Source organism: Flavobacteriales bacterium, from assembly GCA_020635795.1.
Classification (GTDB): Bacteria; Bacteroidota; Bacteroidia; order Flavobacteriales_E; family Vicingaceae; genus Vicingus.
Genome location: JACJZD010000001.1, coordinates 1,547,220 through 1,571,551, shown reverse-complemented (window position 1 = coordinate 1,571,551; position 24,332 = coordinate 1,547,220). Strand labels below are relative to the sequence as shown.

The 24,332-nt window shown below is 33.2% G+C and carries 25 protein-coding genes and 1 tRNA gene; 7 read left to right on the top strand and 19 right to left on the bottom strand.

The genetic code is table 11. The annotated features are described in order from the left end of the window. Positions 1-37: 37 nt before the first annotated feature. From H6589_06945 to H6589_06915, 7 genes are all read right to left on the bottom strand, one after another. A tRNA-Ser gene (locus tag H6589_06945) sits at positions 38-127 on the bottom strand. Positions 128-243: 116 nt separating this feature from the next. Next, positions 244-2,112, bottom strand: coding sequence for a hypothetical protein (locus H6589_06940; GenBank protein MCB9174327.1), 1,869 nt, complete (start codon positions 2,110-2,112; stop codon positions 244-246). 2 nt (positions 2,113-2,114) lie between these two features. After that, positions 2,115-2,639 (bottom strand): hypothetical protein, encoded by a 525-nt coding sequence (locus H6589_06935; GenBank protein MCB9174326.1) that lies wholly within the window; start codon positions 2,637-2,639, stop codon positions 2,115-2,117. 35 nt (positions 2,640-2,674) lie between these two features. Continuing rightward, positions 2,675-3,946: a serine--tRNA ligase gene (serS, locus tag H6589_06930; GenBank protein MCB9174325.1), complete on the bottom strand. Its 1,272-nt coding sequence runs from the start codon at positions 3,944-3,946 to the stop codon at positions 2,675-2,677. Between the two features lie 115 nt (positions 3,947-4,061). After that, the gene (rpmA, locus tag H6589_06925; protein MCB9174324.1) at positions 4,062-4,325 is read right to left on the bottom strand and encodes a 50S ribosomal protein L27; all 264 of its coding nucleotides are present in this window, start codon (positions 4,323-4,325) and stop codon (positions 4,062-4,064) included. Between the two features lie 49 nt (positions 4,326-4,374). After that, entirely contained in the window at positions 4,375-4,821 is a 447-nt protein-coding gene (gene rplU / locus H6589_06920) for a 50S ribosomal protein L21 (GenBank protein ID MCB9174323.1), read from the bottom strand. A gap of 78 nt (positions 4,822-4,899) precedes the next feature. Further along, a complete protein-coding gene (locus H6589_06915) occupies positions 4,900-7,245 on the bottom strand; it encodes a TonB-dependent receptor (GenBank protein MCB9174322.1) in 2,346 nt (781 codons plus the stop codon). Positions 7,246-7,456: 211 nt separating this feature from the next. On the opposite strand from H6589_06915, the gene H6589_06910 reads away from it, so the two are divergent. From H6589_06910 to H6589_06895, 4 genes are all read left to right on the top strand, one after another. Continuing rightward, on the top strand, positions 7,457-7,717 hold the full coding sequence (locus H6589_06910; GenBank protein ID MCB9174321.1) for a DUF2752 domain-containing protein: 261 nt from the start codon (positions 7,457-7,459) through the stop codon (positions 7,715-7,717). Beyond that, the gene (locus tag H6589_06905) at positions 7,714-9,216 is read left to right on the top strand and encodes an NAD(P)H-hydrate dehydratase (protein MCB9174320.1); all 1,503 of its coding nucleotides are present in this window, start codon (positions 7,714-7,716) and stop codon (positions 9,214-9,216) included. Before H6589_06910 ends, H6589_06905 begins: the two co-directional genes overlap by 4 nt. Before the next feature lie 64 nt (positions 9,217-9,280). After that, positions 9,281-9,835, top strand: a complete 555-nt coding sequence (locus tag H6589_06900; GenBank protein ID MCB9174319.1) for a DUF5606 domain-containing protein — start codon at positions 9,281-9,283, stop codon at positions 9,833-9,835. Positions 9,836-9,913: 78 nt separating this feature from the next. Next, positions 9,914-11,641, top strand: a complete 1,728-nt coding sequence (locus tag H6589_06895; protein ID MCB9174318.1) for a M3 family oligoendopeptidase — start codon at positions 9,914-9,916, stop codon at positions 11,639-11,641. 41 nt (positions 11,642-11,682) lie between these two features. Here H6589_06895 and H6589_06890 read toward each other — a convergent pair whose 3' ends face one another. The 9 genes from H6589_06890 to H6589_06850 form a co-directional block, all read right to left on the bottom strand. Next, positions 11,683-12,183, bottom strand: coding sequence for a hypothetical protein (locus tag H6589_06890; GenBank protein ID MCB9174317.1), 501 nt, complete (start codon positions 12,181-12,183; stop codon positions 11,683-11,685). Beyond that, a complete protein-coding gene (locus H6589_06885) occupies positions 12,180-12,590 on the bottom strand; it encodes a hypothetical protein (protein MCB9174316.1) in 411 nt (136 codons plus the stop codon). Before H6589_06885 ends, H6589_06890 begins: the two co-directional genes overlap by 4 nt. Positions 12,591-12,622: 32 nt before the next feature. Further along, positions 12,623-13,171 (bottom strand): RNA polymerase sigma factor, encoded by a 549-nt coding sequence (locus H6589_06880; protein MCB9174315.1) that lies wholly within the window; start codon positions 13,169-13,171, stop codon positions 12,623-12,625. Between the two features lie 139 nt (positions 13,172-13,310). Beyond that, a complete protein-coding gene (locus tag H6589_06875; protein MCB9174314.1) occupies positions 13,311-13,745 on the bottom strand; it encodes a hypothetical protein in 435 nt (144 codons plus the stop codon). A 20-nt stretch (positions 13,746-13,765) separates the two neighbouring features. Further along, on the bottom strand, positions 13,766-14,716 hold the full coding sequence (locus tag H6589_06870; GenBank protein ID MCB9174313.1) for a transketolase family protein: 951 nt from the start codon (positions 14,714-14,716) through the stop codon (positions 13,766-13,768). A gap of 7 nt (positions 14,717-14,723) precedes the next feature. Continuing rightward, the gene (locus H6589_06865; GenBank protein MCB9174312.1) at positions 14,724-15,122 is read right to left on the bottom strand and encodes a hypothetical protein; all 399 of its coding nucleotides are present in this window, start codon (positions 15,120-15,122) and stop codon (positions 14,724-14,726) included. Then, positions 15,122-16,501, bottom strand: coding sequence for a VWA domain-containing protein (locus tag H6589_06860; GenBank protein ID MCB9174311.1), 1,380 nt, complete (start codon positions 16,499-16,501; stop codon positions 15,122-15,124). Before H6589_06860 ends, H6589_06865 begins: the two co-directional genes overlap by 1 nt. Positions 16,502-16,536: 35 nt before the next feature. Further along, complete coding sequence (locus H6589_06855) at positions 16,537-16,899, bottom strand: four helix bundle protein (GenBank protein ID MCB9174310.1); 363 nt, start codon at positions 16,897-16,899, stop codon at positions 16,537-16,539. A gap of 66 nt (positions 16,900-16,965) precedes the next feature. Beyond that, complete coding sequence (locus H6589_06850) at positions 16,966-17,811, bottom strand: transketolase (protein MCB9174309.1); 846 nt, start codon at positions 17,809-17,811, stop codon at positions 16,966-16,968. Positions 17,812-18,002: 191 nt separating this feature from the next. Here H6589_06850 and H6589_06845 point away from each other — a divergent pair, with 191 nt between their 5' ends. Continuing rightward, the gene (locus H6589_06845; GenBank protein ID MCB9174308.1) at positions 18,003-20,957 is read left to right on the top strand and encodes a serine hydrolase; all 2,955 of its coding nucleotides are present in this window, start codon (positions 18,003-18,005) and stop codon (positions 20,955-20,957) included. Positions 20,958-21,054: 97 nt separating this feature from the next. Here the strand turns inward: H6589_06845 and H6589_06840 are convergent, their stop codons facing one another. Next, on the bottom strand, positions 21,055-21,474 hold the full coding sequence (locus H6589_06840) for a hypothetical protein (GenBank protein MCB9174307.1): 420 nt from the start codon (positions 21,472-21,474) through the stop codon (positions 21,055-21,057). A gap of 60 nt (positions 21,475-21,534) precedes the next feature. Continuing rightward, positions 21,535-21,924, bottom strand: a complete 390-nt coding sequence (locus H6589_06835) for a hypothetical protein (GenBank protein ID MCB9174306.1) — start codon at positions 21,922-21,924, stop codon at positions 21,535-21,537. Positions 21,925-22,035: 111 nt separating this feature from the next. Between H6589_06835 and H6589_06830 the strand changes: the two genes are divergently transcribed. After that, complete coding sequence (locus tag H6589_06830) at positions 22,036-23,061, top strand: DUF2235 domain-containing protein (protein MCB9174305.1); 1,026 nt, start codon at positions 22,036-22,038, stop codon at positions 23,059-23,061. Between the two features lie 217 nt (positions 23,062-23,278). Here the strand turns inward: H6589_06830 and H6589_06825 are convergent, their stop codons facing one another. Then, entirely contained in the window at positions 23,279-23,701 is a 423-nt protein-coding gene (locus H6589_06825) for a nucleoside-diphosphate kinase (protein ID MCB9174304.1), read from the bottom strand. 173 nt (positions 23,702-23,874) lie between these two features. Here H6589_06825 and H6589_06820 point away from each other — a divergent pair, with 173 nt between their 5' ends. Then, positions 23,875-24,318 carry a hypothetical protein gene (locus H6589_06820; protein MCB9174303.1) on the top strand — a complete coding sequence of 148 codons (444 nt, stop codon included), beginning with the start codon at positions 23,875-23,877 and terminating at the stop codon, positions 24,316-24,318. Positions 24,319-24,332: the final 14 nt, after the last annotated feature.

Below are 24,332 nucleotides of genomic sequence, written 5' to 3'. Positions count from 1 at the left end.
AAAAAGAAAAAGCCGCTTATAGCGGCTTTTTCTTTAGTGGCGGAAGGTGGGGGATTCGAACCCCCGGAACAGTTTCCCGTTCGACAGTTTAGCAAACTGTTGGTTTCAGCCACTCACCCAACCTTCCATTTTTTAACGGACAGCAAAAATAACAATCAAATCCTAATGAGGAAATAAATTGGTCGTTTTTTTAACGATTATTTTTAATAACGTAGAGACGTACAATTGTTCGTCTCTACAATTTTAATTCGCATCAAACTGATAAGGGTCACTTGTAGTTTTAAAAGGAGTAGAATCGCCGTTTAATTCACGGTATCGTTTACGCGCATCAACTCCATAAATACTGTCTTGGTATTCAAATAGCAATTTTTTATACAACTCAGTAGCTTTGGCTTTATCGTTTTTATCGTTGTCGTAAATCAAAGCTAAGTTAAAAATGGCATCGTCGCCCAATAGTTCTTTAGGGTATTTTTTTATAATTTCATTGAGGTTGTCGATGGCAGCATCAATTTTATGGTTTTTGTAATTGATTTTAAACCTTTTGTACAATACATCATCATTTAAACCATGGTACGAAAATTCTTTTTGAAGTGAATCGAGTAAAATGAGTGCTTCATCGTTTTTGTTCTGATAACTCAATAAATCTGCTTTTGCAAAAAGTAGGAGAGGGGCTTCGTTGGTGTCAATACCAATGGCATCGGTGATTAAAAGCGATAATTCCATGGCATCGTTGGCGATGAGTTTTGATGTAGAAGCTTTTAAAACATCGAGTTGGGCTTTCGACCAAGCAAAATCTCCCGTGTAAAACGAAATTTTTGCATTTTTAAATTTAGCCGTTTCACCCAATTGGTCGTATTTATACGCTTTCTCAACTTGCGAATAGAGTAGAGAGGCGTCCCAAATTTCATTGGTAAACAAATACACATCAGCCAATTCAATTTTTGTTTGTGCTTGTTCGTGAGCACTAATTCCAGCCATTTGCAAAACCTCATTTAACAAACCAATGGCTTTTTCGGGTTGGTGCAAATAAAAGGTTTGTAGTTGTGCTAACCCTCTTAATAATGGAGAGGTTGAAGCCGTTTTGCCTAATTCACTTATCGTAGAAAGGTAGCTACGTTCAAGTTCAGTTAAATCGAGTTGAGTATAATTGTTAGTAGCCGTTATTTTGTTTTTATACACATTTACCAATTCCATTTTGGCATTTACATAATAATAGCTTTCATTTCCTTTTCCGATAACATGCTGATAGCATTTTATGGCGGTTTCGTAATCTTTGTTCTCGCTAGCCAGTTGACCCAAAGCCATTAGTCTGTCGCCATATTCTTTAAAGCGTTTGTCCATTGCTTTTGCTTGAATAAAAGCTCCTGCATAATTTTCTTCTTGAATGTAAACCCAAATCAGCATTTCAGAAAAAACCCGTTTATCAGGGTGTTTTTGCACAAACTCAATTAATGAAGTTTTAAGGATGTCTTTTTTAGTTCCTTTATCATCGTCGTATAGGCTATTTTGTAAAGCATTCTGTACGCTTTGTATGTATGATTCTTGAACCAATAAAATGTCTAAATATTCAGTAACCATGTTTTGAGTTTGTCCAATCGAATTGTACAGTTGAGCCAATTCAAAATTGAATGGGAAGATGTCTTTTAGCAATTTTCGACCTTGTAAATAGGTTTGAATAGCGTATTCGGTTTCTTTTCTAAAATAAAAAGCCTGAGCTAAATTGATAACTTGTTGTTGGTTAGGACTTAATTGTTTGATGGTTTTTTCGCTTAAACTTTTTGCATCACTTTCTTTGCCAGAAACTTTGTAAACATAAGCCAAATCTACATTATAGCTCAGTTCTAAGGGGTTTTGCTTTTGTTGTCGTTTAATTAGTTTCTCGGCATTTTTAAATTCTTCTAAAGCTACAAAACAATCAAGGAGTTTATTGTAGTGATATTGGCTTCGTGTTTTATCGAAAAGCTTCTCGTAATAAACAGTTGCTTTTTCATACTCCTTGTTGTAAAAATATTCATTAGCCAATTCCTCGTCGGTATTGTTTTGAGCAAAACTAACATGGTGTGATAATCCAATTATCAAAAACAGCAAGAATATGTGTAAAAGGTTTCTCACGGTTATTGATTAACGGAATTGGTTTCTTTAAGTTGTTTAAAATGTAAAACTATGGAGTCAACTGTTGGATAATTGTTTTCGGTTTCAATCAGTTTTGAATTAATTTTAGCAAAGGTTGAATCCAAAACTTCGTTTAAATTAAGTAAAATTCCTTGTTCTTCTTTGTATATGGCATAAAATTTTGCGGTCTCAATCAGTCCAAAACCAACGTCTTGTTTTAGGTTGTTGAGTTGTTTTTTAGAATGGATGAGTTCTGATTTAAGTAGAGGAAAACTTTGTGTAGCTGCTGTAAATGTTGATAGGTGATGATAGGCGTTGGTGATTTTATCAAACGTTTCACTATCTAAAGTATCTGTAAAATAGTGTACATCTTTTAAGTCGGTAATCATTTTGGTATAAACCGAAAACAAGCCTAAAGAATCAATTTCATTAAACTTGTTTTCGGTGTGTTCTAATAATACAATAAGCTCATCTACTTTTTTAACCTCTTCTTCTCTATTGTTTTTACACGAAAAAACAAGAGACAAAACAAGTGGTATAAAGAGAGCTTTTAAATTCATTACTAATTGATGTATTCAAATCGGGTATAAGGTACCAAGCAAGCAGGAATTTTTATTCCTTTTTCGGTTTGGTTGTTTTCCAAAATAGATGCCAAAATACGGGGTAAAGCTAAAGCACTTCCGTTTAAGGTGTGTACCAATTGTGTTTTACCATCGGCATCTTTGTATCTACATTTTAAACGGTTTGCCTGAAATGTTTCAAAGTTAGAAATAGAGCTTACTTCCAACCATTTTTCTTGAGCCGCAGAAAACACTTCCATATCGTACGTTAGGGCAGAAGTAAAGCCCATATCACCACCACACAATCTCAAAATTCGGTAAGGAAGTTCTAGTTTGTTCAATAAACCTTTTACGTGTTCAACCATATCGTCTAAGGTTTGGTAAGATTTGTCAGGGTGTTGAATTTGAACAATTTCTACTTTATCGAATTGATGTAATCTGTTTAAACCACGAACATCTTTACCGTAAGAACCCGCTTCACGTCTAAAACAAGGTGTGTAACCTACATTTTTTATGGGGAAATCACTTTCTTTTAAAATTACATCACGGTAAATGTTGGTGATAGGAACTTCTGCTGTTGGTATCATGTACAAATCGTCAGCAGGCATGTAATACATTTGTCCTTCTTTGTCTGGTAGCTGACCTGTACCATAACCAGAAGCCTCATTAACCATTAATGGGGGCATAATTTCTTGGTATCCAGCTGCAATAGCTTCATCTAAAAAAAATGCAATTAAAGCACGTTGCAATTGAGCTCCTTTGCCTTTGTAAACAGGGAACCCAGCACCACTAATTTTTACTCCCAATTCAAAATCAATGATGTCGTATTTTTTGGTTAGCTCCCAATGTGGTAAAGCACCTTTGTGTAAAGTTGGTATTTCGTTGTTGGTATAAACAGTTTCATTATCTTCTGCCGATTTACCGTTTGGAACAATTTCGTTAGGTAAATTAGGTAGTGTATAAAGTAATTGTTGTAAGTCAATTGCTATGGTATTTTGTTCTTCTTTTAATCCAGCAGATTGTTCTTTGATTTGAACAGTTCTTTCTTTTAAAACATTCGCTTCAGCTGTTTTGCCGTTTTTAAACAAGTCGCCAACTTGTTTGGCTATTTGGTTACTTTCGGCTAAAAGGTTATCTAACTCTTGTTGAGTTTTTTTTCGCTTATCGTCTAACTCAATAATTTGATTAACCGTTGCTGTAGCGTCGATGTTTCTTTTTTTTAAACGCTCAATAACTAAGGCTGTATTTTCTCTAATAAATGCTGTTTGTAACATATAACTTAGTATAATTCTTTATAACAAATGTAGTAAATCTCTTTTTCTTAAAAACAAAAAAATCCTGTATCTATAAGTTTACAGATACAGGATTTCAAGTAAATTGTATATAAACTTATGCTTCAGTTATTGGATCAACCGAAACATATGATTTATTGTCTTTTTTCTTACGGAAAGAAACAACACCATCAACAAGAGCAAATAAAGTGTGGTCTTTACCAATACCAACATTTACACCTGGATTGTGTTTTGTTCCTCTTTGACGTACAATGATATTGCCAGCAATCGCAGCTTGACCACCAAAAATTTTAACGCCTAAACGTTTACTTTCTGATTCTCTACCGTTTTTCGAGCTACCGGCTCCTTTCTTATGTGCCATTTCTTATAAGTTTTAAAGTTAAAGTTTAAAAAAAACTTGAACCTGTTTATTATTCTTCTGTTTTAGTTACTTTTTTAGCTTTTGGAGCTGCTGCCTTTGGCGCTTCAGCCTTCGGAGTTGCTGCTTTTTTTACTGGAGCTTCTTCAGTTGTTTCTGTTTTAGCTTCAGCTTTTTTAGCGGCACCTTTTTCAGATATTCCCTCAATTTGAATTTGAGTTAAATACTGACGGTGACCATTTTCTTTTTGATAACCTTTTCTTCTTTTCTTTTTAAAGACAAGCACTTTGTCGCCTTTAAGGTGTTCTAGAACCTTTGCGGTTACACTAGCACCTGCTACAACTGGGGCGCCTACGTTAATTTTGCCATCGTTGTCAATTAAAAGAACTTTATCAAAGCTAATTTTAGCTCCTTCTTTGTCTTGTAAACGGTGTACAAAAAGTCGTTGGTCTTTTACAACTTTAAATTGTTGCCCTGCTATTTCAACTATTGCGTACATTTTATATAATTTATTAATTTTTAAGGTGGCAAACTTACTATTTTTTTTTAAGTTACCACTTATCTGCTTTAATTTATTTTAAAAAGTAAAGTTCATACCAAAACTTGGTAACAATGGCAATTGATAAACTTTATCTCCTGTTACTCTATTTAAATAAAAGATGTTTTCTCTATTGTAAGCATTCGTAACACTTGCGCTAAGTTCCAACTCTGTATTTTTGCCAAGAACAAATGTTCTTTTTAAGGTTAAATCTAAACGGTGATAATAGGGTAACCTACCTTTATTAAATTCAGCATAAGCAATTTCTAAAGTTCCGTTTGCAGAGGCAGGGTTTTGGTCAATAGAATTAAAGCTTAAACCTTCATAAAATCCTTGTGTTTGTGTAAATGGGAAGCCTGAACCAAAGTTCCATCTAGCATTAAACTCCCAGTTTAAATTTTTTCCAAAAATATAAGCCGTAACTAAATTAACATTGTGTCTTCTATCAAAAACAGGATTGTACTCTAAGATTCCATCCCAACGGTTGATTTTACTTAAGGAGTAGATTGCCCAAATGTTTAAATGTGTAGATGTGTATTTTAAACTAAAGTCAACTCCGTAGGCATTACCTGTTTCCCTAATGTAATCTTTTTTAAGTTCATCAGCTTTGTCGCTAAAGTCGTTATTGTCTGGGTAAATTTTATTTCTATTGGTGTTGGTTAATTGAGTAAACCCTTTATAATACCCTTCAGTGTTTAAAGATATCGAACGATTGATATCGAATTCAAATCCAAAAATAGCATGGTTTGCTTTTTGTAGTTTTGAGGTAATTTCTTCGACACTCCCATCTTGGTTGGTAAATTTGTTTTGTAAATTATCTGGTCCTGAAATAAATCCATAGAACAAATTCACTACATCTCTATCTGAATTCGCACTAATTAAATTTTGAGAGTACAAACCTCCTGCAGCTTTAACCCTCCACCATTCGGTTATATTGTATTTCATGCCTAAACGTGGTTCAGGTGATATTTCAGATAATGAAGCATAGTACTGTGTTCTGAAGCTAGGCTCTAAAACCAGTTTACCAATATTCCATCTAAACAACATAAAACCTGCTAATTCGGTGGTACTTTGTTGCTGTTGTATAATTAAATCTACCGAATTAGTAAATTCATAATTGGTACTTAATCCTAAAACATCAAAACCATATTTGAACTCATTATCGCCAGAAAAAGAGGTGAATGTCATACCTCCATTAAAGCCACCAACATCACTTGTTCTAGGACTTCCATCAGCTTCTGTCATGTCAATTTTATACTTAGAGTAAGCAAAAACACCTTCAATTAAAGTTTTAGAAGAACCCGGAATTAACACAAAGTTTGCACCACCACCGTATGAGTCCCAACCAATTTTAGATACGTCAGAGAAATTAACACGATCCTTAAAATTGAATCCAAACATGTTGAATTTACTACCATTTTCACCATTAAAAGATATTTTACCATAAATATCGGTAAAGCCATAAGGTAATCCTGTTGTGTCAATTCCTCTAGCGTTTTCTGAACTTAATCCCTTAAAATAAGATTTGTACATTGATGATGATTGCTCAAGATATGAATGTTTACCTGAAAGAACATAAGTTATACTTCCGCCACCTACTTCTTTAGCTTTTTTAATAGGTCCTTCTAACATTACTTTACCTCCAAATGTACTAGCAGAAAGTTTACCACTCATTCTTTTTTTGTTCCCATCTCGGGTGGTGATGTCCATGATAGATGATACTCTACCTCCATATTGAGCACTAAATCCGCCAGTGTAAACATCTGCATTACGCATAATATCGGTATCAAAAACAGAGAATAAACCAATAGAGTGAAAAGGGTTGTATATAATCATACCATCTAAAAGTACCTTGTTTTGAACAGGGGAACCACCTCTTATGTATAGTTGACCACCTTGATCACCAGTAAAAGTAACCCCTGGTAAAACTTGTAAGTATTGAGCTAAATCTGGGTCACCTCCAACTGAGGGCATCGATTGAATTTCTTTTGGAGTAACTTTAGAAACAGACATTTTTACTTCTGTTTTAGCTTCTGATGCTTCTGCTGATAATTGGAAAGTTTCCATTTGTACCATTGCTTCTTTAATAAAAAGCTTTTGATTAATAACTTCATTTCCAGTAATTTTAACTGAAACTTGTGCGGTATCAAATCCTAATGAAGACACCGTTAATACGTATGAACCAGCTGGTATTTTGGTAATGGAATAAAAACCATTTACATCGGTTGCAGCGCCAATGGTTGTACCTTTTAAATATACATTGGTAAAAATAACTGGCTCACCCGATTTTTCATCATATACAAAACCACGAATGGTCCCTTGTGAAAAAACGTTTGAAGTTATTATTAAAAGAAGTATAACAACACTTAAATTTTTAAAGTTCATTAGCTTTGATTTTTTCTGAAACGCAAAAGTATTAATTCCAATTAATAAATACAGCAACAAAAATAACGAGTTAGATTTTATTTTAAGAACCGTTTATCACTAATTAAAACCTTTAATGAAATAATGATTTTGTTGAAAAGGCTTAAATTTGAATAGGATTTAATAAGAATAAAGTTTGAGTGGAATAGTAGATTGGTTAGAAGAACATTTAATGGCTTGTCCTTACAAAAAGTATTTTAATATTGATTGTATGGGGTGCGGCATGCAACGTTCGTTTATTGAGTTACTAAAAGGAAATTTGGTAGAAAGTTTTATGTTATACCCTGCTTTATTACCTATTATTGCCATGATTTTGTTTTTGCCTTTGCACTTGGTTTTTAAATTCAAACATGGAGCAAGTGTGTTGAAGTACTTCTTTATTTTTAATATCAGCATTGTGGTAATTAGTTACATTATAAAAATATTTTTATGAAGATTTTAACATCAGAACAAATAAAGAAGGCTGACGAGTTTACCATGCAAAACGAGCCAATTAAATCAATTGACTTAATGGAGCGTGCAGCTAAACAATGTTTTGAGTGGATTAAAAATAAATACAGCACTAAAAAAACATTTGCTATTTTTTGTGGTGTTGGAAACAATGGTGGAGATGGCTTGGTTATAGCACGTTTGTTAGCTGAAGCCAATTATAATGTCGATGTTTTTGTAGTAGAGTTTTCAAAAAATTATTCAGCCGATTTTACCATTAATTTGGAAAGATTAAAAAAAGCCAAAGTTCAATTTACCACATTAACTGAAGATAATTATCGTTTTTTTATTCCTCCTAAAACTATTGTAATTGATGCAATATTTGGTTCGGGTTTAAATAAGCCTATTGAAGGTTTTGTAGCACAAATTATTCATCAGTTAAACAATTACAAAGTTGTTGCTGTAGATATCCCGTCTGGTTTATTTGGAGAAGACAATCAAAATAATTTACCTGAAAATATAGTTCGAGCAACTTATACCTTGACTTTTCAGCAGCCTAAATTGGCGATGATGTTTCCTCAAAACAATATTTTTTGTGGAGAGGTCATCGTTTTACCAATCGGGTTACACCCCGATTTTATCAATGCAATGGAATCAAATTACTTTTTTACCACAAAACAAGATGTTAAAGAATTTTTACTTCCAAGAAAAAAATACGCTCACAAAGGAAATTTTGGTCATGCTTTGCTATTAGCAGGTAGTTTTGGTAAAATGGGTGCGGCAGTGTTGTCTTCAAAAGCTTGTTTGCGAACGGGAGTAGGGTTGTTAACCACTCATATTCCTAAATGTGGAATGAATATTTTGCAAACTGCTATACCCGAAGCCATTTGTTCTGTTAGTGATGAAAACGATTTTATAACTGATTTACCAAATTTAGAAAATTATAATGCAATAGGTGTAGGACCTGGAATTGGAACGAATAAACAAACACAAAATGTGTTAAAACTACTTATTCAAAACACAAAAATACCGTTGGTTTTAGATGCTGACGCTCTAAACATCTTATCAGAAAACAAAACATGGTTAGCTTTTTTACCTGAAAATAGCATTTTAACTCCTCACCCTAAAGAATTTGAGCGATTAGTTGGAAAATGGAATAATGATGAGGAACGATTAAAGTTTCAAGTAGAATTTTCGATTAAAAATAAAGTGATTGTGGTTTTAAAAGGTGCTCATACTTCTATATCAATGCCGAATGGCAAAACCTATTTCAATAGTTCGGGTAATCCAGGAATGGCAACAGCTGGAGCTGGAGATGTGTTGACTGGCATTATTTCTTCGTTGTTAGCCCAAGGGTATTCTCCAGAAAATGCATCAATAATGGGCGTTTATTTGCATGGAGTGGCTGGCGATGTAGCGGCTGAAAACTTAGGGGAAGAAGCATTAATTGCATCAGATATCATTGAGCATCTGCCTCAGGCTTACGGTTGGCTTAAAATTTAATCACTAAAAAAAACTGTTTTTTAAAATCTTAATTTATTACATTTGCTCTCTTTAAAATTAAAATATGAATTTAAAATCTATTATTTCTGTTACGGGTAAGCCCGGATTATTCAAAGTTGTATCGCAAACCAAATCAGGTTTTATTGTTGAATCGTTAGCAGATGGAAAAAAACTTCCTGTTTATGCTTCTGATAAAGTAAGTGCGTTAGAAGACATTAGCATTTATACTACAACTGAAGATATGCCGTTGCTTGAAGTATATGGTAAATTGTATGAATCTACAAAAGGAAAAGAGGCAGTTGACCATAACTCAAAACCAGAAGAATTAAGAGCTTATTTGGCTAAGGTAGTAGATTTTGATCAAGAAAGAGTTTATAATTCTGATTTGAAAAAATTGTTCATGTGGTTCAACATCATGATTAAATCTGATTTTTTCAAACAGCAGGAAGCTGAACCTAAAAAGGCAGAAAAAGGCGTTGATACAAAAGATACCAAAAAGAAAGTTACTGATAAAAAAGTAACCACAAAGAAACCTACAACTGCTAAGCCAGTTGCTAAAAAACCAAGTGCAGCAAAAGCAACAGTTAAAAAAGCTGCTGGTTCTAAGAAAAACGGATAATTTTACATCAACTTATATAAAGCTGAACAAATAAAGGTAAACCCTGAATTTGTTCAGCTTTTTTTTTACAATTTATTTATGCAAGCAAAAGACATACAATTACCAACCAAAAACAAACGTATTTTTTTAAGCGATGATTTAATTATTGATTCGTGGAATAAAATCAAACTATATTTTGAGGATTTAAAAAACAGAAATTTAACCAATGTTGCTGATTTAGAAAAATGGTTAAAAGACCGAAGTGAACTAGAAGCGGTGTTGGAAGAAGATATGGCTTGGCGATACATTAAAATGAATATTGATACTACTGACGTTCAATTGGCAGAAAGTTTCAATTTTTTCATCAATGAAATAGAACCCAATGTTGCTCCATTCATCAACGATTTTAACTTAAAATTGGTAAACAGTCCTTTTATTAACCAACTAAACAAAGAGAAGTACTTTATTTATTTGAGAGGTATCAAAAAACAAATAGATATTTTCAGGGAAGAGAACATTGCGTTAAATACCAAACTACAAGCAGAAGCTCAAAAATATGGAGCAATTTCTGCAAGTATGAGTATTGAATACGATGGTAAAGAATTAACCTTACAACAAGCTTCGAATTACTTAAAAAACACCGATAGAAAAGTTAGAGAGGAGGTTTTTCATTTAATGAATGATGTTCGGTTTAAATCGGAAGATGAATTGAATGTTTTGTATACGGATTTAATAAAATTAAGAAATCAGGTAGCTAAAAATGCTGGTTTTGCAAATTACCGCGATTACATGTTTGCTGAGTTGGGTAGGTTTGATTATGAAGCTAAAGATTGTTTTAATTTCCATGACGCGATAGAAAAAGAAGTAGTTCCAGTAACCAATAGTTTTGATGAAGAAAAGAAAAAGTTATTAGGATTAGAAAGGTTAAAACCTTGGGACACATCGGTTGACCCAACAGGTAAACCTGCCTTAAAACCTTTTGATGGAGGAGAGGAATTGATAAACAAAACCATTACTTGCTTTAATCACATCAAACCATTTTTTGGAGAGTGTTTAAGCATTATGAAAGAATTGAAATACATTGATTTAGATTCGAAAAAAGGAAAAGCTCCTGGAGGGTTTAACTACCCGTTACACGAAATTGGTGTACCGTTTATTTACATGAACTCGGTAGGTTCGCAACGCGATTTAGTTACGATGGTTCACGAAGGAGGGCATGCTATCCATTCGTTTTTGACTAGAGATTTAGAGTTGACAGGATTTAAAGATACGCCATCAGAGGTTGCTGAGTTGGCATCAATGAGTATGGAGTTACTTGCCATGGATTATTGGAATGAGTTTTATACGAATCCTGAAGAACTGAAACGAGCAAAAAAGGAACAATTGGAAAAAGCGTTAGAAACGTTGCCTTGGGTGGCTTCTATCGATAAATTCCAGCATTGGGTATACGAAAATCCGAATCATACTGTAGAAGAGCGATATGCAAAATGGAACGAGATAATGAAAGCTTTTGGTAGTAATCAGGTTGATTGGACTGGTAATGAAAAAAGTTTGTCGAGCTTGTGGCAAAAACAATTGCATTTGTACGAAGTACCATTTTATTACATCGAATATGGTATGGCTCAATTGGGTGCTATTGCTGTTTGGAGAAACTACAAACAACAGCCCGAAAAAGCCATTGAACAGTACATAGATGCCTTAAAACTGGGTTACACCAAATCAATTAAAGACATTTATAAAGCAGCAGGAATTGAGTTTAATTTTTCTCAAGCTTATGTAAAAGAGTTGGTTGACTTTATAAAGGATGAACTGAAAAAATTAGATTAAATATAAAAAAACCAACCTCTTGGTTGGTTTTTTTTATGGGTTTATTTCGTAGGTGGTGTTGGTGATGTAGGAGAAGGTGTGTTTTTTATTTTACGTAACAACTCACGTTTAAACGACTCTTCAGCTTTGTATAATTCACCAACTTTTTTCATGGGTAACACCGTTTTAAATTTAGCCAAATATTCTTTTTCTAAATCCAATTCGTCTTGTTTTAATTGAATACGATCATTTAACATTTTTTCAATTTCAGCATCCGATAACACGATATCTTTTTTGATATTTATTTTGTCTTTTCGAAACTTTTTTCGTTCTATTTTTTTTTTGTCTTCAAATTCATTATAAATAGGCCAAAATTGTTCAGCTTCTCGAGGGGTTAAAGAAAGTTTTTCCGTTAAATAGGATATTTTCATGGCTTTTAGTTCTTCAATAGTTGGTTTGTGGACTAATTTATGTTTTTCTAAGGGTTTTAGTTCTTGAGCCAATATTGTTGTTACACCTAATGTTCCGATTAAAAGTAACGCTATTACATGTCTTGTTTTCATAATTCTTCTAATATTAAATTTATACTAATGTTATCATTTATTAAATAATCGATTATTTCTTCGTCTTGCGTTTCTGTTTGAGTTTGTGCAGCCGTTTCAGCATATACTTCATAAATCATTTCTTCATCAAACTGAATCAACTCTTGGTCGATAATTATTTCGCTAATTTCCTGCGGAGTTAATTCGGTGTTACTGTTATTTTGGTAGAGATAATAAGAAGCAAACAACGTAACAACTACCATTGTAGGTGCTAATATTTTGTAGTACCAATTCGTTGAAAAAATAGTGTTCGATTTTGTTTGATTCTTTCTAGCATGTATTTGTTGAGGCAAGTCCTCAAAATAATTTGCTGGAACCGTAAACTGATTTTCTTTTTTAAGTTGTTCTATGTTGTTTTTGTTTTGCATCTGTAGTTAAGACTATGGTTTTTACAAAAAGTTTAATCTTGGGTTAAAAAAGTTTCTATTTTTTTTACGGCAAGGTGGTACGATGCTTTTAATGCTCCCACCGAAGTAGATAAAATTTCTGACATTTCTTCGTACTTCAACTCGTCGTAATATTTCATGTTAAACACCAAGCGTTGTTTTTCGGGCAAGGTTAAAATGGCTTTTTGTAGTTTGAGTTGTATTTCGTCGCCGTTATAAAAATCATCTGATTCTAACTGGTTACTCAATTCCTGTTCCACATCGTGTATAGGAATAAAAAACATTCGACGTTTTTTGTTTAAAAAGGTAATGCACTCGTTTGTTGCAATGGTATAAAGCCAAGTGTACAATTTCGATTCTTCTTTAAAGTTGGGTAAACCATTCCAAGCTTTTATAAAGGTGTTTTGTATTACATCATCAGCATCGTCGTGTTTGATGACCATACGCCTAATGTGCCAATACAAGCGTTGTTGGTATTGTTTAACAATAAGATCAAAGGCGTAGTTTCTAGAGTTTTCGTCTCTAAATAATTTTAACAATTCTACGTCGTTGGATTTGTTCATTAATACACAAGTTTAACCAATGTGTTTCAGTTGGTTGGTATTAAGACTGCATTTTGTTGGAAAGGTTTAATTGGAGTGAAATAATTAATTATAGAATATTATACAAAACTTACAGTAGAAAGGTCGTTATTTATTTTTCTTATCTTCTAATTCTTGGTTGATTTTCCCATATAAATTTACATCCTGTTTCTCTTATTTCCATATCCCAATCTTTTCTAAGATTAAATACTGTATCAGGCAAAAAAGCTATAAAAATTGGTATAATTAATAAAATTGAAGATGCAGTAATTAATAATATTGTTAGTGATTTTTTAATTTTTATTTTCCAAAAAAATCTATGTATTGACAAAATAAGTGTGCTCCAAATAAGTAGGTGAATTATTACGTCAAGAATTAATTCTAAAGTAAAAATTTGGACAGACATAGATGTATGAAAACCATCACCTGCATATGGGAAAGGAAATCCCCAAAGAATTATATCAGGAGCATCATCTGGTAACACATACCACCATTTAGTAAATAAAAACAATGAAATAATAGTAAGTGATATAATACCTTTAATTATATTTTTCATTCCTTTTCGTTTAATTAATTCTATCCTTTCCTCTTCATCACTTTCTCCACAGCGTTAACAATACTATCTGCATTTAAGCCGTATTTTTCCATCAATTGAGCAGGGGTTCCGCTTTCCCCAAAGCTATCGTTAACGGCTACATACTCAATAGGCATAGGGTTGTTACGGCTAATTACTTGAGCAATGCTATCGCCCAAACCACCATTCGTCATGTGTTCTTCGGCAGTAACTATACATTTGGTTTTGTTTGCCGATTTTAACACCGCTTCTTCATCCAAGGGTTTAATGGTGTGTATGTTAATTATTTCAGCGCTAATGCCTTTTGCTTCTAATTGTTCGCCAGCTAAAATAGCTTCCCAAACCAAATGTCCTGTTGCAAAAATGGTAACATCAGTACCTTCGTTTAACACAATGGCTTTACCAATTACAAACGGCTCGTTCATAAAAACAGGTACAGCTGGTCGTCCAAAACGCAAATAAACTGGTCCTTCGTGGTCAGCAATAGCTTTAGTTGCAGCTTTGGTTTGGTTGTAGTCGCAAGGGTTTATTACCGTCATGCCCGGTAACATTTTCATTAAACCAATGTCTTCTAATATTTGGTGGGTAGCGCCATCTTCACCCAAAGTTAAACCAGCATGTGAAGCACAGATTTTTACGTTTTTACCCGAATAAGCCACCGATTGTCTTATTTGGTCGTACACTCTACCCGTAGAAAAGTTGGCAAAGGTTCCTGTAAACGGAATTTTACCACCAATGGTCATACCTGCAGCAATACCAATCATATTGGCTTCTGCAATACCTACTTGTACAAAACGGTCAGGGTTTTCTTTCTCAAATTGATTCATTTTTAAGGAACCAGTTAAATCAGCACAAAGTGCAACCACGTTAGGGTTTTCTCTTCCTAATTCAGTTAATCCATCGCCAAAACCTGAACGAGTATCTTTTTTTTCGGTGTAAGGGTATTTTTTCATGTGTTGTTTATTTAATTTTTTCGTAAAAATCTTTATATCCTTCCCATGTATAATGGGTAATATCTAAATTAGTAGGTGTTAATCGGTCAATTTTTAAATAATGACCTTTTTTGTCATCTTTATTTTTATAAATCACAATATATCTTTTCTTTATTACGTAAGACATTGTGTCTTTCAAAAACGGATAAAGTGAATCTTTCTGAAAATAAGAATACACAGAATCATTATTTAAAAATTCATAAATCCTGCTTTTATTATGTTTTTCAATTGTTTCAGATTCAATATCATTAATACTGTATGATAAAGCCCATTTTCCTAAAATATTGATTTTATTTTCTTTTTTACTTTGACCGAAAAAACTTTGAGAGCAAAAGAGAATAAATAATATGATGATTAATATTTTCATTAAAATTTTAATTGAGTCGAAACTCCTGATGTTATTTTAAATGATTTTTCTTTTGTTTCTATCACTTTTTTAGAGTTTACACTTCGGTAAACCAAAACGTAATTTCCGGGTTGTAGTATCACTGTTTCTCTGGTTGAATTAGGTGATAGGTTGTAAATCCATTTTAAAGTGTTGTTTTCTTGTACAAAAACGCTTGCAATTCCTTTTGCAGGAAGGAATATAGTAGCCAAACCTGGGTCAGCAATAAATACTTTGGTGGTGTGGCTTTGAGCAATATTTACTTTGTTTACTTTAATACGTGGTAAGGTTAAAATCTCTAAATCGTAATCGCCCACAATGTATTTGGTAACCTCTTCAAAATTTTGAACGTGGAAAGTATTTAAATCACCATGTTTACGCACCAAACATTTTAAATCGGAGTATTCGTTCATTCCACTCATTTCCAATTTCAACATTCCTTGTGGAGCATCAACGGCTATTACATTATGTTTACCTGGGTTTATGGTAATGTCTTTTTTTGTGACCTCAGGTAAAGTATGTACGGTTAAATCGTATTTCATGGCAGGGTTAATCGGCACAGTATCAGGTACACCATAATAATTCATAGTATGAATGTAATTGTATTGAATAGATTTTGAAAAGCTGTCGTAAAAAGTCATGTTCACATCAGTTTCCGAAGGTTGTCCAAAACCATCAATCAGATTAATCTGAACAGAGGTGTTGTTCATGGCTTGAGAAATAACCACTTGCAATACATTTTGGAAGGATGCTGCATCTTTGGTTTCAAAGAAATTACCTACACAACGAAATGCTTCAATGGTTTCTAAATCCAATCCCATACCAATAACAAAGGGACGAAGCAATACGCCATTTTTTTGTAAAGCCAACGCTACAGCACACGGGTCACCTTGACATTCCTCAATACCATCGGTAATTAAAATAATGATGTTGCGGCAATTTGCACAAGGAGGAAAATCGTTTTTGGTTTGCTCTAACGAATAAGCAATAGGAGTAGTTCCTGTAGGGCGAATCTCCATTAGTTTGGTTTTTATTTTTGAATAGTTTTTCCCTCCAAAGGGTACTTCCAATTTGGTGTCTTCACAACTTCTATTACCAGCAGCAACTGAAAATTGGTGACCGTAAACCCTCAATGCTACTTCTAAATTCTCCACGTGTTGTAAGCTATCCATTAAGTTGCTCAATAATCGAGAAGCTACCCTCATTTTTTGTTCTTGTCCCCACAACCCATACATGCTTTGAGAGGCATCGAGTACAAAAAGAATTCGAGTTTTTTGTAGAGCTTGAGAAAAGGAGTTGAGAGCTAAAAGCAAACTTAAAGCGAGGGTAAGGGATTTAATATGTTTGGTTATCAAGTTCACAGTTTTCAGTCTACAGTCTTCAAAAATTAAAAGTTCTATTTGTATTTTTCAGGGTTATTAATCATGTGATTTAACAATTTGCCTATTTCTATTGACTTTTCAATTTGAGTAGTATATGTTTTTTCGTCTATATATTCACAAGCATAAGCAAAATCGAGCCAAACTTGAGTTTCTGAATTTTCCATATCAGAATCAGAAATTTTTGAAATAAAATGAGCAGGGTACTGTCTTTTTCTATATCCTTCAGATAAATTGGCACAAACCGAACGAGAACATCTTCTGATTTGATCAGTTAACGCATAACGTTCTTCTTTTGGAAAGCCTTTTGTTATTTCAAAAATCTCCATCGCTAAAGAAAAAGCTTTTTTATAAACCGTTAAATCTTTGAATGTACTCATGCTTTTTTTATTGTTTTTATTAGCTTTTTTTAATTGAGAACTGAAGATTGAGAACTGCTGACTGAATTAGTAATCTCCTAAAGTTTCTTCTAATTGTCCTAAAGCAATTGCAAGTTGTTCATCGTTTGGAGCAACACCATGCCATTTATGAGAACCCATCATAAAATCAACACCATTACCCATTTCTGTTTTCATAATAATCATAACGGGTTTTTGTTTGCCTAAGTGTGTTTTTGCAATGTTTAAGGTTTCTACCACGTTTTTCATGTCGTTACCATTCATGTGTAACACATCCCACCCAAAAGCATGCCATTTAGCTTCTAAATCGCCTAAATCCATTACTTCTTTGGTGCTTCCATCAATTTGTTGTTGATTAAAATCGATACAAGAAATTAGGTTGTCAACCTTTTTGTGTGCAGCAAACATAGCAGCTTCCCAAATTTGACCTTCTTGTAATTCGCCATCACCATGTAATGAGAAAACGATTGATTTATCGTTGTTTAATTTTTTAGTTAAAGCAGTTCCAATAGCAACCGATAATCCTTGACCTAATGAACCACTCGCCATTCTAACACCTGGTAAGTGTTCGTGAGTTGTTGGATGACCTTGTAATCTTGAGTTTAATTTTCTGAATGTTGCCAATTCAGCTTTAGGGAAATAACCTGAATGAGCTAAAACACTATAAAATACAGGAGAAATATGTCCGTTTGATAAAAAGAAAACATCTTGGTTTTTGGCATCCATGTCAAATGGTTGCGGGTTATGATTCATTATTTCGAAGTAAAGAGCAACCAAATAATCGGTACAACCTAACGAGCCACCAGGGTGGCCAGAGTTAACGGCATGAACCATTCTTACGATATCTCTTCTTACTTGTGAAGCAACTTTTTCTAATTCTAAAATTGATGGCATTTTTATTGTATTTAAAGTTTCAAATTCGAGTTCAAAAGTAGTTCAATTTTAAAAGAAATTGGTGGTGGTGTTGAAAACTTGTAATAAGTAAAATCGCTAAAAAGCTATTAAGGTATGAGTGTTGAAAACACAATAATTTATCTGCTAAAACGCTTGGTATTACCATTAATTTTATTGCAACAATAAATACTATGAGAATAAAACTTATCCTAATAATTTCGTTACTAATAATTGTACTTTTTAGTGCTTTTAATACCACTACTGTAATAAAAAAACCAGATTTTTTAAGTTCTACAAAATGGGCTGACTCTGTAATCAAAACCATGACCTTGGATGAGAAAATAGGGCAATTATTGATGGTTGCTGCTTATTCCAATCGTGATGAAAAACATGCCATAGAAATTGATTCGTTGGTAACCAAATACAATATTGGTGGGTTGATTTTTATGCAAGGAGGACCACTTCGCCATGTCGAATTATTGAACAGATATCAAGCCGAAGCTAAAATTCCCTTGTTAATTTCTATTGACGGTGAGTGGGGTTTGGCCATGCGTTTGGATAGTGTGGTGAAATACCCTTGGCAAATGACTTTAGGAGCCATTCAAGACAACGATTTGATTTATAGAATGGGTAAAGACATTGGTGAGCAATGTAAACGAATTGGTATTCAAGTGAATTTTGCACCTGTGGTTGATGTAAATGTTAACCCTAAAAACCCGATTATTAATGCTCGTTCGTTTGGCGAAAACAAATACAATGTAGCTAAAAAAGGAGTGGCGTACATGAGAGGCTTGCAAGATGTAAATGTGTTGGCAAATGCTAAACATTTTCCTGGTCATGGCGATACCGATGCCGATTCGCACAAAGCGTTACCAATCATCAATCACTCTAAAGAACGTATTGATTCTATTGAGTTGTATCCGTTTAAAGCGTTGATTAATGAAGGTTTAGCAAGTATGATGGTAGCACATTTATTTATTCCTTCTTACGATACTTCTGCAAATACTGCAACAACGTTATCCAAAAATGTAGTAACGGAATTACTTAAAGACTCGATGAAATTTGAAGGTTTGGTGTTTACCGATGCCTTAAACATGAAAGGAGTAAGTTCTTATTTTAAGCCTGGTATTGTTGATGTAAAGGCTTTGCTGGCGGGTAACGATGTATTGCTGTTTTCAGAAAATGTACCAGTTGCCATTGATGAAATAAAAAAAGCCATATTGAATGGAGAAATAGATTCGTTAGAAGTAGAGAAAAGATGTTTGAAAATTTTAAAAGCCAAAGAATGGTCGGGGGTGCATAAAACAAACAAAATCAATACGATTAACTTAACGGCAGATTTAAACAAAAAAGAATACGAGTTGTTAAACAAACAACTTTACCAAAGTGCCTTAACGGTTATTAACAACGATGATGATTTAATTCCATTACAAAAATTGGAGAAGATAAAAATAGCTTCAATTGCTATAGGAGAGGAGGAGTATCAAGAGTTTCAAAACACCTTGAGTTTGTACAATGAAATTAGTTCGTTTTACGTAGAGAGCATTACATCAACTAACAAAAAACAATTTATTGATACACTTGATTCTTACAATACGGTTGTTATATCGCTACACAATTCCGATAAAAATCCATGGAAAAAATATAGAATTAGTAAAGAAACCAACGATTTTATTTTAGAGTTGAATAAATCTAAAAATGTGATTTTGGTAAATTTTATGAATCCTTATAGTTTGATAAATTTTGAGGGCTTAAAGAAAATAAACACTGTAGTTTTGGCATATCAAAACAACAAATACACCAACCATGCTGCTGCAGAATTAATTTATGGAGCAATTGGAGCAAACGGTAAATTGCCAGTCAGTATTTCGCCTAAATTTAAACAGGGTTTTGGTATAGATATAGAACCAATGGGACGGTTTTCTTATTCGGAGCCGGAAGAGGTTGGAATTTTAGAAAAAGAATTGTATCAAATTGATACCATTGCCAAAAAAGGCATCAAATTGGGAGCATATCCAGGTTGTCAAGTTTTTGTTGCTAAAGAAGGAAAAGTGATTTACAACAAATCGTTTGGTTACCACACTTACGATAGTTTAATCAACGTAAAAAATACCGACATCTACGATTTGGCATCAATTACTAAAATAGCTTCAACGCTATTAGGGGTAATGCATTTACAAGACCAAGAAAAGTTTAGTTTAGATTCAAAGTTGGGCGATTACTTGAATAAATTAATTCCTGATACTTCGCCTTATTACAATTTGAATTTACGTGAAATTCTGGCACATCAATCGGGCTTACAAGCTTGGGTGCCATTTTACCTAAAAACCATACACAACGGGGAGTTGGATAATATTATTTATTGTAAAGATTCAACAACTTATTATCCTTACCGTGTCGCAGATAGTATTTACATCAGTAAATTTTATCCCGACATTATTTACAAACGGATTTTAAAAGGACCTTTAAAAGAGAAAAAATATACGTATAGCGATTTGGGTTATTATTTTTTGATGAAGATAGTTGAAGAAGAAAGCAAACAAAAATTGAATAAATATGTGGGTAATATTTATGCACAATTGGGCATGACCACTACCACGTATTTGCCACGTTACAAGTTTTCGTTAGATAGAATACCTCCAACTGAAAAGGACAATTATTTTAGAAAGCAAACCATACATGGGGATGTGCACGACCCTGGAGCAGCAATGCTTGGTGGAGTTGGTGGACACGCTGGATTATTCTCGAATGCCAACGATTTAGCCAAACTCATGCAAATGTATTTGAACAAAGGTACATATGGTGGCGTTCAGGTGTTAAAAGACACCACGTTGGCTGAATTTACCAAATGTCAGTTTTGTGTTGATGGTAACCGAAGAGCTGCTGGTTTTGATAAGCCTATGGAAGATGGTAAAGGTGGACCAACATGCGGTTGTGTTTCTTATTTGAGTTTTGGACATACAGGTTTTACAGGAACCATTGCTTGGGCTGACCCCGAAGAACAAGTGGTGTATGTGTTTTTATCGAACAGAACGTATCCGGATGGAGAAAACAAAAAATTGGCGAATTTAAATATCCGAACAGATATACAACAAGTGATTTATGATGCCATTAACAATGCAAAAAGTAGGAAAGGAGCGAATTAATGAAAAAAAAGTTATTCATAGCCATCGTTTGTGTCTCACAAACGATATTTATTTTGTTTGTGGGACACAAACAAAGGCTAAGCGAAATTAATTTGGTTTAATTTATGTCCAGATTAATGATAATAGATTTAAAACCGACCATATTAAATTGAACAATTTTTCCTTTAATTAATTGAACTGTAATAATAAATTGTCCTTCTGAATCTGTTTTACCGATTTGTTTTAAATTACAAATGTTATTATTAACATCACCATAGTTAATATTCATATCAGGTAATGAAAGTTGTCTTGTAATCTCACTTACTCTCCCAGATAATTTATAAGTTTTCATTTTTTTATTTATTAATTCCGCCTCTAAAAAGGTTACTCTAAAATCTGAAGCACAATCTATTTCCCATTTTTTCAATTCATTATTTTCTGAACAATATTTAAGCTCTCTTTCTTGATGGTTTAATTTTTTGACGACAACCCCATCAGTTATGAAAGCTAAAAAAAATATTATAAATAATGTTTTCATTAAACAATTAAGGATTAAGTTTCAAATTTAGAAATATACTTATGGATATCAAGTTATTATTTACCCAACCCTTCCATAATTTTTTAATGCAGCAGCGTTAAGGAATAAGTTAATTTTCTTTATCACATCACCACTAAAATTAGATAGGTAATGTATGTTGGTGTTTAGTTTTACAACGAGTTCTTTTATTCTGTTGTTAATTGGGCTTAAAAAGTAAATGGGTTTGTTACCGAACTGTTTTAAAACATTGGCTACAACTTCATCCGAATGTTTTTCACAGAAATATAAATCAATAACAATCAAATCAGGATTTTCGGCTTGAAGGGTTTCAATTTTCAATTTTTTAAAGCTAACATCAAAACTTTCGTAGTATAAGTTGGTGTTTATAAATTCGGCTAAATTACTATTTCCCGAATCACTTAAGAAGAAGATTTTTGGCGGAATGTTCATAATAATAAGTTTTAGCGTTTCTGATATTAAAACGAAAAACTATGCCAAAAGGTGTATGTAAATTATGCTTATTTTTAATCCGTTTAATTAACGGTATAAAAAACACATAAAATGAAACGTATCATCATTTGTTCGGACGGAACATGGAATAAACCCGAAGAAGATTTAACAAAAGATTATCCAACCAATGTATTAAAATTCTCAAGATCCATTAAGCCAGTCGACGATAAAGGCGTGGCACAAACGGTATTTTACGATTGGGGAATAGGTTCTTATCACGATAAAGTAGGAGGCGGGAGCTTCGGTGCTGGATTAGATAAAAACATTATGGACGGGTATAGGTACATTGTACACAATTACGATATTGGCGATGAAATTTTCTTGTTTGGGTTTAGTCGAGGTGCGTATACGGTGCGTTGTTTAGCAGGTTTAATCAACAACTGTAGTATCTTAAAAAAAGAACACGAAAACAGAATTACAGCAGCGTATGACTTGTACAAAAATCCTGATGAAAAACCTGATGGACCGAAATCTCAAGAATTTAGAGCCAATTATTCTCACTCTCAAAAAACTCCAGTACATTTTGTAGGAGTTTGGGATACTGTTGGAGCTTTAGGATTACCCAAAAGTATTTTCGGGTTTATTAAAGACAAACATTTGTTTTACGATAACAAGATTGGATCAATTATTAAAACCGCTCGACATGCTTTGTCTATTGACGAAAGAAGAAAAGATTTTGAACCCACCATTTGGCAGCAAGATTGGGAAAAGAAAGTAGATTTAAAGCAGGTTTGGTTTGCAGGAGTTCATTCTGATGTTGGGGGGAGTTATCCGCCTGATAAAAACGGACAAGTATTAAGTGATATTCCAATGATATGGATGAAGAAAGAAGCAGAAAAACAAAACCTACAGTTTCAACCACATATTGATAAGGTAACCTTAAACCCTTTGGCTAAACAAAACAAAGAAGAAAGTTTATTGTATAAAATGTTAGGATTAAGCGCTCGAAAAATTGCACCAGGAACTTTTCTTCATGTTAGTGTAAAACAGCGTTATGATGCTATGGATTATAAACCATTAACCATAAAAAAATACCTTGAAGAAAACAATGGAGAGTGGAAACACTTAACCGACTAAAAATAAAAGAGTCCCGCAATATTACGGGACTTTTTTATATTGTGTCATTCTGAACGATATTTATAGAAAAACTGGTTTTTCGTAATAAATGAAGTGATGAATCTTTTAAGATGAAACGGATTTACTCTAAAAAGATACTTCATTTCGTTTTAAAAGCAATTAAAAAAATTGCTATAAAACTTTATTCAGTATGACAGTAGGTTGTTTTAGAATATTGTTAAGCAAATACTTCGTTTGCAGGGAAATGAAAATCACCTTCAATTTTAGCATTTTCATTGCTATCAGAACCATGCACCGCATTAGCTTGAATAGATTCAGCATAAATTTTACGGATAGTACCTTCAGCAGCTTCAGCAGGGTTGGTAGCACCAATTAATTTTCTAAAATCTTCAACTGCGTTGTCTTTTTCTAAAATAGCAGCAACAATTGGTCCTGAAGACATGTAGCTAACCAATTCGCCATAAAAAGGACGTTCTTTGTGTACTTCGTAAAAAGCACCCGCTTTTTCAGGAGTTAATTTGGTGTATTTCATTGCTACGATTTTAAATCCAGCATCGTTAATCATTTTTAATATTCCACCAATGTAGTTTTTCTCAACTGCATCAGGCTTAATCATTGTAAAAGTTCTGTTACTTGCCATGTTGTTAAATTTTATTGTAATTATAATTTGTGGACGCGAAATTAGACAAAAACATTTTTTTAAACATTTAATTGAGATTTATTTATAGTGATAAATATCATATCAAGTATTGAGAATCATCATACAATTTTTCTTTTACTCGAATTACTTTAGTACTATCAAATATTAAAGTCATGGGAAATTATAGATTACGTCCGTCGAACAATTTTATTCAATCTGCAAGCTGGGAAGAGTTGCACGTGTTAACCGATAAGTGGAAATCTGATTTAGAATTTTACAATTTTGAATTGAGTTTTCTTCATAAATTAATCGATAAATATTACATCTGGTTATCGGATGAGGAATTGATAAATGAAGTGGAACAGGCAGCAAGTAAAATTTTTACAGCTGATAAAACGAGAAATTCATTGTCGTTTAGTACGTTAAAACATTTACGACACATTGAAGAAATTATGGAAAATGAATTTTCGTACGATGCACAAGCTTTTAGAACTGAGCATGAGGAGTTGGAGAATAAGTTTTCTAATTTTTGTAAAAACTTTCAATTGTTAAAAAAGGAAGTGTTTATGTTAACCGAACAAGTGTTAGATACCGAAAGCGTTGGTGACTATATGTAATGTTACAAATGCCT